The sequence below is a fragment of the Rothia uropygialis genome (assembly GCF_004137765.1).
Taxonomy (GTDB): Bacteria; Actinomycetota; Actinomycetes; order Actinomycetales; family Micrococcaceae; genus Rothia.
Genome location: NZ_NOIS01000001.1, coordinates 550,457 through 566,751 on the forward strand (window position 1 = coordinate 550,457; position 16,295 = coordinate 566,751).

Genomic DNA, 16,295 nt, shown 5'->3' on the forward strand with positions numbered 1-16,295 from the left:
CCCCGCCTCCACGGGCACCGAGTAGATTGGAGGTGTGTGCATCGATCTTCATACCCATTCGAACATTTCCGACGGGACGGAACCCCCCGCCCAAGTCGTGGACCAGGCGGCTCGAGCCGGGCTCACAGCGGTCGCGTTGACCGACCACGATTCGACCGTCGGGTGGGAACAGGCTGCACAGGCGGCGTCGCGATGCGGCATCGAATTCATCCCGGGAATGGAAGTCTCGTGCGCCTCGGAGGAAGGAGTCTCGGTGCATCTGCTGAGCTACCTCCACGACCCCCAGGCCCCAGGGCTCAGATCGGAAATCGAGAAATCACGCGCGGCTCGCCTGACCCGGGCACAGAAGATGGTCGACCGGTTGAGTGAGGACTTTCCTATCAACTGGCACGATGTAGAGGACCAGGTGGGCAAAGACGCGACGGTCGGACGCCCCCACATCGCCGATGCCCTCGTCGCGAAGGGCGTGTGCAAGGATCGGAGCGAAGCCTTCGGCACTGTTCTGACCACCCGGACGAAATATTATGTGCCCCACTACGCACCGAACCCCGCTCTTGCCGTTGCCCTCGTCAGAGAAGCCGGCGGAGTTCCGGTGTTCGCTCATCCACTGGCGAGCTCACGGGGCCGAGTCGTGGGACCGGAAGTCTTCGAAGAGATGGTTGAGGCGGGACTGGGTGGTCTTGAGGTGTATCACCGCGACAATTCCGAGGACGATCGCAAATGGCTTCTCGACTTCGCCCGAAATCACGACCTCATCGTAACGGGATCCAGCGATTACCACGGTGCAGGGAAACCGAATCGGCTCGGAGAGAACACCACGACGAGGCAATCCTTGGAGGAGATCAAGGCACAGTCGCGCGGCGTGAGTCTCTAGCCCTCGAGGAGCTTCGCCTGCGGCAGCCGCTGGCGCATCACGTCGATCGCCTGATCATTCGAATCGACGCACACGAAGCGGCGGTTGAGCGATTGGGCAACGGCTCCGAGGGTTCCCGAACCGGCGAAAAAATCGAGGCACCACTCGCCGGGACGGGACGAGGCCGCAACCATACGGCGCAACAGACCCATGGGCTTCTGCGTGGGGTATCCGGTCTTCTCCTTGCCCGTGGGCGAGACGATGGTGTGCCACCAAACATCGGTCGGCAATTTGCCGCGCGCTACTTTCTCCGGCGTGACCAGTCCTGGCGCCATGTAAGGCTCCCGATCGACTTCTTCCGAGTCGAAATGGTATTTTTTGGGGTTCTTCACGTACACCAGGATGTTGTCGTGCTTGGCGGGCCAACGTTTTTTTGCGCGCGCGCCGTAGTCGTACGCCCAGATGATCTCGTTCAGAAAACACTCACGGCCGAAGATCATGTCACACATGACTTTGGCGTAATGAACCTCTCGATAGTCCAAGTGCAGATACAGGGTGCCCGATTCTGCAAGCAGCTCCCGGGCCTTTTCCAGTCTCGGAAGCAGGAATGACCAGTAGTCCTCGAACGCGTCGTCGTATCTCGAGAGGGATTCGAGGACACTCGTGTAGCTCTGTCCCTTGAATCCCCGACGGTCAGCCTGGCCGGGCTCGGCCCGCTGGTTCCTGAGGTTACGGCGGACTTGGGCCCGCCCGGTATTGAAGGGCGGGTCCACGTAGATCATCGAAAATGCGTTGCTCGGCAGTTGCGCAAGCACGTCCTGATTATCGCCCCGGATGATGAGGTCCGGGCCCGTCAGCTCGATTCCCACGGGCGGCAGGTTCTACTGGCCCGAACGTGCCTGATTGCCCGAGTCCCCGCCACTGCGACGGCGACGCCGACGGCGCCGAGGGGCCTCCGACTGCTTGGAATCCGTTTCGGTCGTACGGTTCTCCGAACGGTTGCGCGACGACTTCTCCTCCGGCTGCTTCCGATCATTCCGGGATCCGGAGGACCGCCCGCTGCGAGGGCTGTTCCTGCGGCCGCTGTTTCCCGAGCGGTTCCCGCTCTTGTCGTCGCGTCCGCCTGTGCGAGGCTTGCGGGCGTGGCCGCCGTCGATGTCTTCGACTGTTTCTGCATCCAATCCGGCATGCTTGCGCTGGCTCACGGGCAACTTACCCTTTGTACCAGCGGGAATGTTCAGATCGTTGTAGAGGTGCTTGGAAGAAGAATAGGTTTCAACCGGCTCGGGCACTCCGAGGTCCAGCGCTTTGTTGATCAAAGACCACCGGGGGACGTCGTCCCAATCGACGAGGGTTATGGCGGTTCCCTTGTTGCCCGCTCGCCCCGTGCGTCCGATGCGGTGCAGATAGATCTTTTCGTCTTCCGGGCACTGGAAATTGACCACGTGGGTGACGTCCTCGACGTCGATACCGCGAGCGGCGACGTCGGTGGCCACAAGGACGTCGACCTTTTCGTTCCGGAAAGCCCGGAGCGCTTGCTCACGAGCTCCCTGGCCGAGGTCGCCGTGGATGGCGCCGGCAGCGAATCCCCGCTTGACGAGTTCGTCCGCAAGGCGCGCGGCCGCTCGTTTGGTCTTGGTGAAGATAATGGTTCGTCCGCGCCCCTGAGCCTGCAGAGCGCGGGCGATCAGCTCGTCCTTGTCCATCGGATGAGCCCGGTAGATGACCTGTCGAATGTCTTTCTTGGTTGCGCCCTCGTCGTCCGGGGTCGAGGCACGGATGTGCATCGGGTGAGACATATAGCGTCGGGCCATCGCAATCACCGGACCCGGCATGGTTGCGGAGAACAACATGGTCTGACGAACCTCGGGAACGGAGGACAGGAGGCGTTCGACGTCGGGCAGGAAGCCGAGATCCAGCATCTCGTCGGCCTCGTCCAGAACGACCGCTCCGACCTGGGAGAGATTGAGGTATTTCTGACGGTGCAGGTCGATGAGGCGACCTGGCGTACCCACCACTACCTCGGCGCCCTGTTCCAGCTCGGCGATCTGAGGCTCGTAGGCTCGTCCGCCGTAGATTGTCGCCACACGCGCATTGCGCTTTTTGGCGGCGACCGAGATGTCGTTTCCGACCTGGACGGCCAGTTCACGGGTAGGAACCACGATCAAGGCCTGGGGTGCGCCCGGGGACTTGAGTCGGCCCCATGCGTCGTCACCGCGCCCGACGACTCGCTGAAGTACGGGCAAACCGAATCCCAGGGTTTTTCCGGTTCCCGTTTTCGCCTGGCCGATGATGTCCTGGCCGGACAGGGCCACAGGCAATGTTAGGGACTGAATGGGGAAGGGGTGCGTTATCCCTTTTTCGGCGAGGGCTTCGCAGATGTCGTCGCGAACCCCGAAATCGGCAAAAGTCTTGTCTTCTTCCGGGGCGACCTCCTCCACGGCAGGAGTCTCGGCCTCGAGCTTCTCCTGCACGGTTTCAGGGGTTTCTTCGAGCACGGTGGTCTCGTTGTTGTTTTCTTCGTTCACGGGATGAGCTCCGCTCGGTCGATGGTGTGACCGCGGGGCGGACGATGTGTGTCGTCGCGCTGTGACCTGGCCTCGCGCGGGGAGCGCGGGTCTCGGAATTTTTTGCGGTCGAAAGGATCGGTAGGAAGCCGATCGCAACAATCATCAGGTGATGCGCACTGCCTCGGGGTCGAGGTGGCGCACCGTGGCGGAAGTCAACTCAACAGGCAACGACCGGGCATCCAGGTGTTGATTCATTCTATCTCGCAATACGCGCCAAGAGGAGGACGTACGCCACTTCGGGCGGGTCCTCCTCTTGGGCGATGTGTTGGCGGGGTTCTGATCAGCCCTCGCTGAACGGACCGAAACCGATGTGCCGGCGGGTTTCGGCACCGATCTCGACGTAACCGATCGAGGCCCCCGGGACGAGGGTAATGTTGCCTTTGCTGTCGGAGAGCTTCAGCAGAGTTTCCTTCTCGAGCGCCTCGGCGACTTGCTGCTGAATCGCTTCGGGTGTCTCTTCGGACTCCACGACGACCTCTCGGGCCACGTCCTTGATGCCGATCTTGATTTCCATGCGTATTCCTCCTCGGATGGCGGCGGGAACTGCTTTGTGCCCCAGCCTACTCATCGAGATCGGACCGGTCGTGCGGTCCGCACTCGATTTCGCTGAGCGCGGGAGTCATGCCCAGCTTTTGTCGACGCTCTCGATGCCGCGCCACGCGAGCTTGAAGAGCAGGAACCGTTGTCGTACCTGCTTCTCGGCGTCGTTCGTCGAAGAAACCACGCGTGCAGCGGAGGTTGCCAGCCCCACCAGGGTCTGGGCGAGAAAATCGCAGTCCTCGGCATCGAGTCCGCTGTTGACTTGCAGCGTTCGACTCAGCCTCTGGGACACGCGCGAGACCAGTCCGTCGATCTTCTCGGCGACCGAAGGGTCACCCCGCATGTCCGTGTCGAAAATAATGCGGTACGTGTCGTGATCGTTGATGACCACGTCGATGAAGTTCGAGATCATCGTTCGGGTCCGAGCCTCATTGTCCATGTCCCGGAGCAGGGGAGTGATGACCTGGTTCTCGAAAAGCTCGATACTCGAGTCGAGAACCGCGCAGTAAAGCTCGTTCTTCCCGGTGAAATGCTGGTAGAGCACGGGCTTGGACACCTGGGCCGACTCGGCGATGTCTTCCATTGTGGTGTTGTGGAATCCGTGTTCGGCGAAGTGCTTGCGTGCGGTGGAAAGCAACTGCCGCCGTCTTTTGGGCCCCGGCATGCGAGTCGCTGCCCCGGCGCGCGGACAAGGGTCTGGTGAGCCAGGCATCGTGAAGTCCTTTGCTGATCATGACGAGTCGAGGGTCGACTTGGGGAGGGGCCACGCCGACGATGACCCACAGGGGTACTTCGCAAAGAAAACTGACAGTCTACTGTGCGGATCCGCCAAGGGTCACGGATCTACTATAGGGCTTATTTCCCCTAGTCAGGATGCCTTTGACTGTTCATGGTAGTCGTGTCGATTTTCAGTCGAAGGACTAACGACAAGAACGTCTTCGGATTCCGGCTCTGAGACGGAAATGTCATAAAGAGCCTCGATCGCATCCATGAATTCTTGTTCCCTGCCCTCGGCCGCGAGCTTCCGGGCCTTGACCATGGGGGTGTGCAGTAACGAGTGCATCATCCGCCTCATGGCGAATTCCAGCTGATCGGCTTGTGCGCCGCACCCGTACTGGTGGCGAACCTTGTCCATCTCCGCATCCAGTACGTCCATAGTGTGGCGTCGGAGGGCCACTATGGCAGCGTCAACGTTCTGCTGATTGCGGTGGGCGCGGAATTCTCGCGTCGACCGAGCGACGATTTCCCGGGCAGCGGAGACCGATTCGTTCGTCTCTTCGGGTGCCGCAAGCCGAACGGACTCGAGGGTAATCAGTTCCACGCCGTCCAGATCCGCGATCGACGGGTCGAAATCCCGTGTGAGCGCGAGGTCGACGACGATGCGGTTCCCCGCGGGGAAAGTTTCCGAAGAGAAGGGGACCGAGCCGCCGCTGCATCCGATGATGACGTCGGTCGAGCTCATGGCGGTTGCAAGGTCTTCGTCGGTCACCGGGATTCCGCCGCGCTTGGCTGTAAATTCTCCGGCTCGTCCGGAAGCCGAGTATACGAAGACGTTTTCGCACCCGCGCGCGCTGAGTGCCGCCATTGTGGCTCCGGCATAGGCTCCCGTTCCGAAGACGAGAGTTCGTGCCTGCTGCCACGGAATGGGTGTGACCTCTTCTGCGAGGTCCAAAGCCACGGAGACTATCGACCTACCCCGTTCGCCGAGCGCCGTCTGCGTTCCCACGGTTCGTGCGGTCCGGGCAGCGGCCTCGAAGAGACGGATCAGTTCCCCGGATGCGGATCCTTCTTCGCGCGCATTCACGAGAGCTCGGCGAACCTGACCTGTGATCTCTCGCTCTCCGACGACGGCGGATTCCAGGCCCGAAACGACGGTGAAGAGGTGAGAGGCGGCATCCTCGTCGTAGAAAACCTCGAAGGAGCCTCGCACGAAAGAGGGATCGAGGTCTGCCGCTTCGGAAATCTCGTCCATGATGGCTTCGAGGGAGGGCGCAACACCATCGCGATGAGTCGGCGCTTCACCGTAGAGCTCCAGGCGGTTGCAGGTCGACAATGTGACCAAACCACTGAGAGGACCCTCGTCCACGAGGGTGTGTTTGAGCGCCCCGACGCCCGTCGACAACTGAGCGACGGTATTCAGGTCAACGTTCTTGTGCGATGAAACCAGCGAAAACAAAACCACGACTCACTCATAATAACCACGGTCCACGAGGCTGTGAAATGGTTCGGGAGTGAGGCTCGCGACCATGTCGTGGTGATGACAACCTGTCCGCAAAAACCGTGTGCCAAGTTGGCACAATGGAACTACTATGACGACTCCGAATCTCACGCAACGGCCGATGCTGACCGAAGCGCAACTCGCCCTTCTTCCGTCCAGTCATCCCTTGCGATCGGCGGGGACAGCGCAGTCACCGATGATTCGTGCCATGGTCGGAGACCGCCCTGAGCACCCTCCGGTCTGGTTCATGCGTCAGGCCGGCCGGTCATTGCCGGAATACCGTGCCGCACGCGAAGGTACCACCATGTTGGAGTCGTGTTTGACACCATCCTTGGCGTCGGAAATCACCATGCAGCCCGTCCGTCGTCACAAGGTGGACGCTGCGATCTTCTTCTCCGACATCGTTGTGCCGCTCAAGGTCGCTGGTCTGGATGTCGACATCGTGCCGGGACGAGGGCCCGTCATGGGCACCCCCTACAACACGATGGAACGCATCAGCCATTTGCCAGAGGTCCCGGATTCGGCATTCGACCCGATCCGTGAGGCAGTGGCGCTCACCGTGAACCAGCTCGGCGAGACCCCGCTGATCGGTTTCGCAGGGGCACCGTTCACCGTCGCCGCATACATGGCCGAAGGCTCATCATCCCGGGACCATTTGGGCCCGCGCACCATGATGCATCGGGATCCGGAAGCATGGGACGCTCTGGCCTCTTGGGTTTCTCGAGTCGCGGGACAGTTCCTGAGTGCTCAGATCGAGGCTGGGGCCAGCGCGGTTCAGCTCTTCGACTCGTGGGCCGGATCGTTGCCGGAACGCGACTACCGAGAACACGTCATGAAGCATTCTGCGACCGCACTCGCCGCGGTTGAGCCTTATGGGGTTCCGCGTGTCCACTTCGGTACGGGAACCGGAGAACTCCTCCTGGCGATGAAAGAAGCCGGGGCCGACGTCGTCGGCGTGGATTATCGGCTGGACCTGGATGAAGCGTCGCGCCGGGTGGGCCCGGAGATCCCGCTCCAGGGCAATATCGACCCTGCTTTGCTCGACGCGGGGTGGGATGTTCTGCAGAAGCACACCATGGACGTACTCTCGAAGGGTAAGACCGCCGCGGCTCACATCGTGAATCTGGGTCACGGCGTCCCGCCGAGCACGGACCCCGCCGTGCTGACCCGGCTCGTCGAACTCATACACGAAAGTTAGCGTCGATGGCACCCGAACCTCAGAAAGTCACCCCGGCCCAGGCCAAGACCCTCAAGAGCACCGAAACGCCCGCTTCGTCGGAAGATTCCTCCGCCACGTCCGCCAAGTCCTCGTCGGGCGCGCGGAGGCGCAAGGCGAGAACCGCCCTTGTCGTCGGAGGCGGTGTATCGGGGCTGCTTGCAGCACGCGAACTCGCGGAAAGAGGACTGCGAGTCGTGCTCACGGAGACCCGGGACCATTTCGGCGGAGCCGTCGGCGCGCACCAGGTCGCCGGGATGGTCCTCGACTCGGGCGCGGAATCCTATGCGACCCGCAACGGTTCGGTCGCGGAGCTCATCGACGATCTCGGGCTGGGTCATTGCCGGACGGTCCCGTCTCGTGCGGGCTCGTGGCTGTACTTGCCGAGTGGACCGGTGCCGATGCCTTCTTCGGGGATCCTCGGCATTCCCGCCAACCCGAACGATCCGAAATTGCGTCCCGCGCTGACTTCGGTCGGGCAGCGTCGAGCCGCGATGGATCGCTACTTGCCGGCCTCCGTCGGATCGCACCAGAAAACACTGGGCGGACTCGTCAAAGCACGAATGGGTCAACACGTCGTGGATGGCCTGGTCGCTCCGGTCACGATGGGCATCCATTCGACGCACCCGGACGAACTCGACGTGGACGCCGTCGCGCCCGGCCTGCGGGAGGGCATCAAGACCTACGGTTCACTCGGAGCCTCCGCGGCGGTGCTCCGCGCCAACGCTCCGGCAGGGTCACAGGTAGCGGGCCTCGAGGGCGGGATGAACCAGCTCTCGGAAGCGTTGGTCAATGACCTCACCCGTCGTGGCGTCCGGTTACTGGCCGGTTGCGACGTCATCGCGGTCGACCGAGATGACGTGACCCAGAACTGGATCGCGATCCGTCGGCAGGAAGGGGCCGCCGGCAAGAGAGCCGCCCTCACGGCTGACGTGCTGGTTCTTGCAACGGACGGCCCGACGACGGTCCGTCTTCTCGGCCCGCACCTGGACCACGACCTTCTGCCCGAAGCTCGACGCGGACCGGAAATTGCGTTGGCGACGCTCGTCCTCGACGCTCCTGCGCTGGATTCCGCGCCCCGTGGCACCGGGGTATTGGTCAGCGATCAGGTGCGCACCGTGCGTGCCAAAGCACTGACTCACGCCACCGCCAAATGGCAGTGGATCGCCGACCGGGCCGGGGAGCACCGCCACGTCCTTCGGCTCTCCTACGGACGAGGCACGACCTCCCAAGGACAGTCGATCACCGAGCTGACGCTGTCGGACGAGCAACTCATGAGCCTGGCTCTGCATGATGCGTCCCGCATCATGGGCACGAGCCTCAACCGGAAGTATCTGCTGGGTGCCGACGTCGTCAGGTGGAAGACGGCGATGCCTCACGTTGCCGTGGGCCACGCACAAAAGGTCAAGAACTTCCGTCAAAACCTCTCGAAACTCAGCCGGGTCGCTTCCGTCGGCGCCTGGCTGTCCGGAACGGGCCTGGCTTCGCTGGTTCCGGACACGCGCAAGACCATTGCGGAGCTCGATCTCGAGTAAAGCGTGGCCGGTCCATGGAGTCCGGTCCTCAATCAGGCACCGGACTTCACAGAGACCATACGCGACAAAGACGCACCAAACGCCTCCGATCGAGGCGCAGGCACTGAAAGGACAGGTCATTTCATGGCTGAACAGAATTCGGTAACCACGCAAGCAGCGGAGAATCGGGCCGCTTCCGGCGACGATCGCCTCTACTATGCGCTCTACACCGTGTTCGCGCGCGGAAGCCAGGCTGCCGAGAATGCGCACACGCCCGAAGCGGCTTCCGAGCTCGAGAGCACAGTCGCGGCACTGGAAGCAAAGGGTGTGACCGTCCGCGGTATGTACGATGTCTCCGGAATGCGGAACAACGCCGACATTCTCGTGTGGACCCACGCGGACAATCCGGAAGACCTTCAGGCTGCGGTCCGCGACCTTCGCCGCACGGTTGCGCTCGAGGGTACAGAAATCGTGTGGTCGACCATGGGGGTCCACCGTGATGCCGAATTCACGCGTAACCACGCTCCCGCATTCGCACGAGGGAAGGACCCCGAAGCATGGGTCTGCGTTTACCCGTTCGTGCGTTCCTGGGACTGGTACTACATGGATGAAAAGCACCGCGCCGAAATGCTTAAGAACCACGGAATGAAGGGACGGGACTATCCGCAGGTTCTCGCGAACACCATCGCGACCTTCGCGCTCAACGACTACGAGTGGGTGCTGGCCCTTGAAGCTCCCGAGCTGGTCGACCTCGTCGACCTGATGCGTCATTTCCGCAACACGGAGGCGCGGTTGCACGTGCGTGAGGAGACTCCGTTCTATACAGGACGCCGTATCGGTGCCGACGAAGTTGTGGAGGTTCTCCGATGAACATGACGCAAGCGGACCCGATTCCGAACCGGACCGATCCCAACAACACGGCGACGAACGGTCCGAAGACTCTGGAAGGCATGACCGACTTCGTCTCGGAAGAAACCATCGAGCGCCCACGCTCGCAAGCCCCCGAGAAGTACGACGCAGTGATCCTTTCGTCTTTCGGCGGACCCGAAGGCCAAGAAGATGTCATTCCCTTCCTGCGCAACGTCACCGCGGGACGAGGCATCCCGGACGAGAGGCTCGAAGAAGTCGCCACGCATTACCGGGCCAACGGTGGCGTCAGTCCCATCAATGAACAAAACCGCAACCTTCTCCAGGCATTGCGCCGAGAACTTGAGGAGAACGGTCCGGACGTACCCGTGCTGTGGGCCAACAGGAACTGGGAGCCGTACGTCAGCGACGTCGTCCAGGAGGCATACGACAAGGGGTACCGCAAACTTCTGGTGTTGGCGACCAGCGCCTACCCCGGATATTCGAGCTGCCGACAGTACCGCGAGGACTACGGCATTGCTCTGGAAAAGCTCGAGCTGGAAGGCGAAGTCCAGATCGACAAGCTTCGCCAGCACTACGATGCGCCCGGCTTCATCTCAGCCTTCGTCGAAGGCCTGATTCACGGTCTCGGAGAGCTCAGGCAGAAGATCCGGTCCACGCCCCATCCGGCAGCGGGAAATGGCCGGATCCGCATCATGTTCTGCACCCACTCGGTGCCCACGACCGCCGCGAACGAGGCCGGGCCTCGCGGGGTCGAGTACGAGGGCGGTTCGGCTTACGTCGAGAAGCACCTGCAAGCGGCACGAGCGATTCTCGGCCAGGTCGAAGAATCGAATCCAGATCTGCTCGCGGATTGCGACTGGGAGCTGGCCTATCAGTCCCGCTCGGGCTCCCCCTCGACTCCGTGGCTCGAACCGGATATCAACGACGCCCTGGAAGCGCTTAAGGGTTCCGTGGACGGCATCGTGATGGTTCCCCTGGGGTTCGTCTCCGACCATATGGAGGTCAAATGGGACCTCGATACCGAGGCCATGGAAACGTGCGACGATTTGGGCATTCAGGCAGTGAGGGTCCCGACGCCGGGAACTCACCCCGCATACGTGCGGTCTTTGCGCGATCTCATCGCCGAGCGATTCGTGGATACGGCACCCTCCCAGGACCCGGTGGAGCTCGATGCACTTCGTCGGAGCGCATGCGGCGGCAAAGGATGGTTCGATCGGTGCGATACGAATTGTTGCCTCCCGACCCGAGCTCAGGTGACCAAACCCGTGATCGCGGACCACGCGGTGGCCGCGGGAAAAGAGTCCAAGACGGTATGACCAAGGTGCTCGTAGGAACGCGAGCCTCGGCGCTCGCGACGACCCAATCCCAGCACGTCGCGGACATGCTGGTGGAAGCAGGGGTGAATGCCGAGCTCAAAACGGTCACGACGACCGGCGACGTCACCTCTGGCCCCCTCGCCCAATTGGGCGGAACCGGGGTCTTCGCCGCGGCCCTGCGCCAGGAACTTCTGGGCGGGGCCGTGGATGTGGCGGTTCATTCGCTCAAGGATCTTCCGACCAAGGATCTGTTCGACGGCAAGCTGTCCCTGATCTATCCTCCCCGTGGAGATGCCAGGGACGTCTTGGTTGGACGCGACGGATTGACTTTGGACGAATTGCCGGACGGCGCAACCATCGGTACCGGCTCTCCCAGAAGAGCCGCACAGGTTCGTGCGCTTCGGCCTGACTGCGTCGTGACGGACATTCGGGGCAACGTCGGAACCCGTTTGTCCCGCGTGCGCGGGTTGGAACATTACGCCGCCAAGGACAAGGGCGTCGGACGAGGAACCCACGGCGACCTCGACGCGGTCGTGCTCGCGGCTGCCGGATTGACCCGTTTGGGTCTGAGAGAGGTCGTCACGGAATTCCTGGACCCCATGGGATTTTTGCCCGCCGCGGGGCAGGGGTGCCTCGCGGTCGAATACCGTACCCATGAGACCGCTCCGGAGATCATGGCGGGCCTTGCCAAGATCGACGATCCCCAGACCAGGATTGCGGTTCTGGCCGAGCGGTCCCTGTTGTACCGGCTCGAGGCCGGTTGCGCGGCTCCCGTGGGAGCGCATGCCGAGATCCACAACGGGAAGCTCCGCCTGGACGCCGTGGTCGCCCACCCGAAGGGAACGGAAACCCTCCGTGAGCACCGGAGCGTCGAGGCGGCCGACGACGAATCGGCAATTCGTCTCGGCACCGAGGTGGCCGAACTCCTGCTGGACCGCGGGGCCGACCGGTTCACCGAGTTGACGATCGATTGACGTCAGAAGCCTCTCCGACGGTAGCGGCGGCGTCCTCGCGCCCCCGGGTGCTCGTGACCCGCGGACCTGAGCGGTCGAGCGAATTGATCGTTCAGTTGCGGCGTCGCGGTCTGGAACCGGTCCTGAGCCCGCTGGCCGAGGCTGAGCTGGTCGACGGAGAAGAAGCCCAGGAAGCCGTGGATGCGTTGAGTCGGGACTCATACGACGTCATCACTTTCACGAGCGCCAATGGCGTGTGGGCCGTTCGAGCATTGGTGGAAGCTCATGGTATGAGGACGGTTTCGTCGCTCTTGGAACCGGCCAGGATCTGGTGCGTGGGTGGGGCCACACGGCGTGCTGCTCAGGAGGAAGGGTTGGCTCCGGTGGAACCTCCTGAGGAGAACAGCGCCATGGGAATGGTGGCGGCCTGGGCCGACGTTATGGGGCCGGAAGAGGGACAAAAAGTTCTCTGCGTGCACGGCAGACCCGCCAGGCCGGAGCTTGCTGACGGATTGCGGGAACGCGGCCTTCGGGTCAGTGAAGCCGTGGTCTATGAGCGTGTGCCGTACCCTGCCGATCGCCCCCTCATCGCCCGGAGGCCGGACGCGGCGATGTCAGCGACCGTCCTCGATCGCGAGGCCACCATGAGGCAACTTCGGGACGAGACAAATTTGGCTCTCTCAGCGATCGTGGCAACTTCTCCCCGCCTGATCCAAACCCTCGATGACCTCGGTCCGGTCAGGGTCCCGGTCATTTGCATCGGTAGGACCACAGAGCGGGCAGCTCAGAACCTGCACCTCGAAACGTTCAGGTCCGAGAGCCCGGACGCCGAGCATCTGGCCGAAGCCGTGATCCGGGCCTTGGGCAGGAACACAAACAGTCCTCGAAAATTTTAGAATTGACGACGAAAGAAGTGGTGACCGTGAGGGAAAACAACGCACGTCAGGGCCTCAACCTGACCCGCAGGCCGCGCCGACTCCGTACACATCCCGCGATGCGGGACATCGTGGCTGAGGCCAGACTCCATCCGGAGGATCTCATTCAGGTGTTGTTCGTACGGGATGGCATCGACGAACCGGTCGAGATCAGCTCGATGCCGGGTCAGTACCAGCACACTGTCGAATCTCTCATCGAAGCCGTCCGCCAGGCCGAGCGGACCGGCGTCAAATGCATCGATCTCTTCGGGGTGCCGAAGGACGAGGACAAAGACGCCGAGGGCTCCGTCGCGTGGGATCCCGAGGGGATCCTCAATCGCGCCATCCGTGCCGTGCGCCGGGAATTCGGCAATCGGGTCGTGATCATGGCCGATACGTGCCTTGACGAATTCACGGACCATGGGCATTGCGGGCCGCTGACCGAAGACGGCGCCGGCGAGGTCATGGTGGACAACGATCGTAGCGTCCACCTGTACGAACGCATGGCGGTCGCCCAAGCCCAAGCGGGAGCGCACGTCGTGAGCCCCTCCGGCATGATGGACGGGCAGATCGCGGGCATCCGCGAGGCCTTGGACGACAACGGCTTCCACGATGTTTCGATCATGGCCTACTCGGCCAAATACGCGTCTGCATTCTTCGGACCCTTCCGGGATGCCGTGGGCTCGTCGCTCCAAGGGGATCGGAAGACTTATCAGCAGGACCCGGCGAATCGTCGCGAGTCGATCCTGGAAACCCAGCTTGATCTCGACGAAGGTGCCGATATGGTCATGGTCAAGCCGGCGATGGCCTACCTCGACGTCGTTCGCGAGGTCGCCGATTTCTCGACCGTTCCCGTAGCCGTCTACCAGGTCTCGGGGGAATACGCGATGATCGAAGCTGCGGCGGCCAACGGCTGGGTCGACCGTGAGCGCATTGTTTTGGAAGCCCTGACGGGTATGCGGCGTGCCGGGGCCGATCTGATTTTCACGTATTACGCGACCGAGGTCGCGCAATGGCTGGCTCAGGGCAACCGATAGAAAAGCACCGACAACTGGATCATCACACACATCAGGAGGACATCTTGACCGTATCCGAGGAACTCTTCGACCGTTCGCAGAAAGTCATACCCGGAGGCGTCAATTCTCCAGTCCGCGCATTCAATTCGGTCGGGGGCACCCCGCCGTTCATCGTGGATGCAGCGGGGCCTTACGTGAAGGACGCGGACGGAAAAGAGTACGTCGACCTGGTCGGTTCGTGGGGTCCGGCCCTTTTGGGGCACCGGCATGAGGCCGTCATTGAGGCGGTCCACGCGGCCGTCGACCATGGTCTGTCCTTCGGCGCGTCCACCGTGGGGGAAACGGAGCTGGCCGAAACAGTAGTCGACCGGATTAATCGTTCGGCGACCAAGGGTTCGGCCATCGAACAGATTCGTCTGGTCTCCACGGGTACCGAGGCGACCATGACCTCGATCCGATTGGCGCGCGGCTACACGGGACGCGACAAGATCATCAAATTCGCAGGGTGCTATCACGGGCACGTGGATGCTCTGCTGTCCGAAGCCGGATCCGGAGTCGCGACGCTTTCCCTTCCCGGCTCGGCAGGGGTGACCGAAGCGACCACGGCCGAAACCATCGTGGTCCCGTACAACGACCTAGATGCAGTCCGCACCGCATTCGACAAGTACGAGGGCGAGATTGCGGCAGTTATCACCGAGGCTGCGCCGTGCAATATGGGCGTGGTGACACCCGCGGAGGGGTTCAACTCTGGTCTGCGGGAGCTGACCCGTGAACACGGTGCCCTGATGATTTTCGATGAAGTGCTCACCGGCTTCCGGGCGTCTTCGGCGGGGTACTGGGGCCTGACTTCCGAACACGAAGGCGGTTGGGCACCTGATATTTTCACGTTCGGTAAGGTCATCGGTGGGGGCATGCCAATTGCCGCATTGGGCGCCCGTCGCGAGATGATGGAGTATCTCTCGCCGACCGGTCCCGTTTACCAGGCGGGAACTCTTTCCGGCAATCCGCTGTCGGTCGCCGCCGGAATCGCGACCCTTCGGAATGCCACGGGTCAGGTCTACTCGACGATTGATCGCATTTCGTTGCAGCTCCAGCGGGAAATCACCTCGGCCTTGAACGAAGAAGGCGTGGAGCATTCGATCCAGACCGCGGGGAATATCTTCTCCGTGGCATTCGGAACAGGATCTCAGGGTGTTCGGAACTACGAGGACATCAAGGCATCGGAATCCTACCGCTACGGACCGTTCTTTCACTCGATGCTGGAATCCGGGGTCTATCTGGCTCCGTCGCCGTTCGAGGCATGGTTCCTGTCCGCTTCCCACGATGACGTCGCGATGGATCGCATCGTATCGGCTCTGCCTGCCGCGGCACGAGCGGCCGCAACCGCGGAACAACCCCGCTAGGGACGCTCGGATTCGGCCTGTATCGGCCAGTCTCCGTTGACTTTGGAGCCTTTGCCGATCTTGTCGAAATACGCCTGAAGATCGGCCGCTTGTTCTCTGGCCCACGCGACTTGAAGATCATGGAGTTCCCCGGCTGGCATATCCAGCTGGGGATATTTCTTGGTCATGGCTGTCGCCAAACGCTCCGTCGCCAAGCAGTCGGCTGCCGAGGTATGAGCATTTTCGAGCACCACGCCGTACTCCTGAGTGAGGTTCGTCAGGGTGCGCTTGCCTTTGTGGTACTTGTCGACCTTCTTGTTGAAGACGAGAGGGTCTAGAACAGGGTAGGGGACCAGATCCGGCAACTCGAGCCGACGCAATTCGCGGGCGAGGACGGTGAAGTCGTAGACCGCGTTGAACGCAAAGATCGGAACGCCATCGGAGAAGAGCCCACCGATCGCCGAGGCCAGTTCGTAGACGACCTGTTTGAGCGGGGCTCCGTGCTCTTGGGCGTATTCGGTGGAGATGCCGTGGACGGCCGCGGCTTCTTCCGGGATAGGCACCCCGGGGTCGGCAAGCCACTCACCGTGGCGAAGCACCTCGCCGCCAGGGCCCACGAGGATGAGCGATGCCGTAACAACTCGCGCAGTGCGCGGATTGGGTCCTGTCGTTTCCAGATCGAAGGTGGCTCGGGGCCCTTGCGTCCAGGGAGGCGTTTCGACACGTGCATCGCTCGTCATGGACTCCACCGTACCCGGATTCAGAGGTGACTCGCGCGTACTGCCGATTCGAAGTGTGTTGGTAGGTCCTGGGTGCTGGCGGGAGACCGGAAGGCCCGGACACCTCGTGCCGAGGTGTTTGCTCGAGGTCGTGGATAGGGGCGGGAACTGGTGGTTGCATTCCGCAACATGTAGTCGAGGTCCACGAATCGCC

At 62.3% G+C, this 16,295-nt stretch carries 15 protein-coding genes; 9 read left to right on the forward strand and 6 right to left on the reverse strand.

Annotated elements, in window-relative coordinates; all coding sequences use genetic code 11:
* Positions 1-34: 34 nt before the first annotated feature.
* Complete coding sequence (locus tag EWV35_RS02530) at positions 35-874, forward strand: PHP domain-containing protein (protein ID WP_129657826.1); 840 nt, start codon at positions 35-37, stop codon at positions 872-874.
* Here EWV35_RS02530 and EWV35_RS02535 read toward each other — a convergent pair.
* The 5 genes from EWV35_RS02535 to EWV35_RS02555 form a co-directional block, all read right to left on the reverse strand.
* Positions 871-1,722 carry a DNA-methyltransferase gene (locus EWV35_RS02535; protein ID WP_394342426.1) on the reverse strand — a complete coding sequence of 284 codons (852 nt, stop codon included), beginning with the start codon at positions 1,720-1,722 and terminating at the stop codon, positions 871-873. The two genes, EWV35_RS02530 and EWV35_RS02535, sit on opposite strands and share 4 nt — an antisense overlap.
* A 12-nt stretch (positions 1,723-1,734) precedes the next feature.
* Positions 1,735-3,381 carry a DEAD/DEAH box helicase gene (locus tag EWV35_RS02540; protein WP_129657828.1) on the reverse strand — a complete coding sequence of 549 codons (1,647 nt, stop codon included), beginning with the start codon at positions 3,379-3,381 and terminating at the stop codon, positions 1,735-1,737.
* A gap of 322 nt (positions 3,382-3,703) precedes the next feature.
* Positions 3,704-3,937 carry a DUF3107 domain-containing protein gene (locus EWV35_RS02545; protein WP_129657830.1) on the reverse strand — a complete coding sequence of 78 codons (234 nt, stop codon included), beginning with the start codon at positions 3,935-3,937 and terminating at the stop codon, positions 3,704-3,706.
* Positions 3,938-4,042: 105 nt separating this feature from the next.
* On the reverse strand, positions 4,043-4,600 hold the full coding sequence (locus EWV35_RS02550) for a TetR/AcrR family transcriptional regulator (RefSeq protein WP_165168294.1): 558 nt from the start codon (positions 4,598-4,600) through the stop codon (positions 4,043-4,045).
* 231 nt (positions 4,601-4,831) lie between these two features.
* Positions 4,832-6,145, reverse strand: coding sequence for a glutamyl-tRNA reductase (locus EWV35_RS02555; protein WP_129657834.1), 1,314 nt, complete (start codon positions 6,143-6,145; stop codon positions 4,832-4,834).
* 127 nt (positions 6,146-6,272) lie between these two features.
* Between EWV35_RS02555 and hemE the strand changes: the two genes are divergently transcribed.
* The 8 genes from hemE (at position 6,273) to hemL (ending at position 15,383) form a co-directional block, all read left to right on the forward strand.
* The gene (hemE, locus tag EWV35_RS02560; RefSeq protein ID WP_129657836.1) at positions 6,273-7,379 is read left to right on the forward strand and encodes a uroporphyrinogen decarboxylase; all 1,107 of its coding nucleotides are present in this window, start codon (positions 6,273-6,275) and stop codon (positions 7,377-7,379) included.
* A gap of 5 nt (positions 7,380-7,384) precedes the next feature.
* Complete coding sequence (gene hemG / locus EWV35_RS02565; protein WP_129657838.1) at positions 7,385-8,932, forward strand: protoporphyrinogen oxidase; 1,548 nt, start codon at positions 7,385-7,387, stop codon at positions 8,930-8,932.
* 123 nt (positions 8,933-9,055) lie between these two features.
* Positions 9,056-9,781, forward strand: a complete 726-nt coding sequence (gene hemQ / locus EWV35_RS02570; RefSeq protein WP_129657840.1) for a hydrogen peroxide-dependent heme synthase — start codon at positions 9,056-9,058, stop codon at positions 9,779-9,781.
* Positions 9,778-11,097 (forward strand): ferrochelatase, encoded by a 1,320-nt coding sequence (locus EWV35_RS02575; RefSeq protein ID WP_129657842.1) that lies wholly within the window; start codon positions 9,778-9,780, stop codon positions 11,095-11,097. The genes hemQ and EWV35_RS02575 overlap by 4 nt, the downstream gene beginning before the upstream one ends.
* Complete coding sequence (gene hemC, locus EWV35_RS02580) at positions 11,094-12,071, forward strand: hydroxymethylbilane synthase (protein WP_129657844.1); 978 nt, start codon at positions 11,094-11,096, stop codon at positions 12,069-12,071. Before EWV35_RS02575 ends, hemC begins: the two co-directional genes overlap by 4 nt.
* A 53-nt stretch (positions 12,072-12,124) precedes the next feature.
* Entirely contained in the window at positions 12,125-12,946 is an 822-nt protein-coding gene (locus EWV35_RS02585; protein WP_165168296.1) for a uroporphyrinogen-III synthase, read from the forward strand.
* 2 nt (positions 12,947-12,948) lie between these two features.
* On the forward strand, positions 12,949-14,001 hold the full coding sequence (hemB, locus tag EWV35_RS02590) for a porphobilinogen synthase (protein WP_274542936.1): 1,053 nt from the start codon (positions 12,949-12,951) through the stop codon (positions 13,999-14,001).
* A gap of 44 nt (positions 14,002-14,045) precedes the next feature.
* Entirely contained in the window at positions 14,046-15,383 is a 1,338-nt protein-coding gene (gene hemL / locus EWV35_RS02595; protein ID WP_238654049.1) for a glutamate-1-semialdehyde 2,1-aminomutase, read from the forward strand.
* On the opposite strand, the gene EWV35_RS02600 is transcribed toward hemL, so the two are convergent.
* A complete protein-coding gene (locus EWV35_RS02600) occupies positions 15,380-16,102 on the reverse strand; it encodes a 3'-5' exonuclease (protein ID WP_129657850.1) in 723 nt (240 codons plus the stop codon). The genes hemL and EWV35_RS02600 overlap by 4 nt on opposite strands.
* Positions 16,103-16,295: the final 193 nt, after the last annotated feature.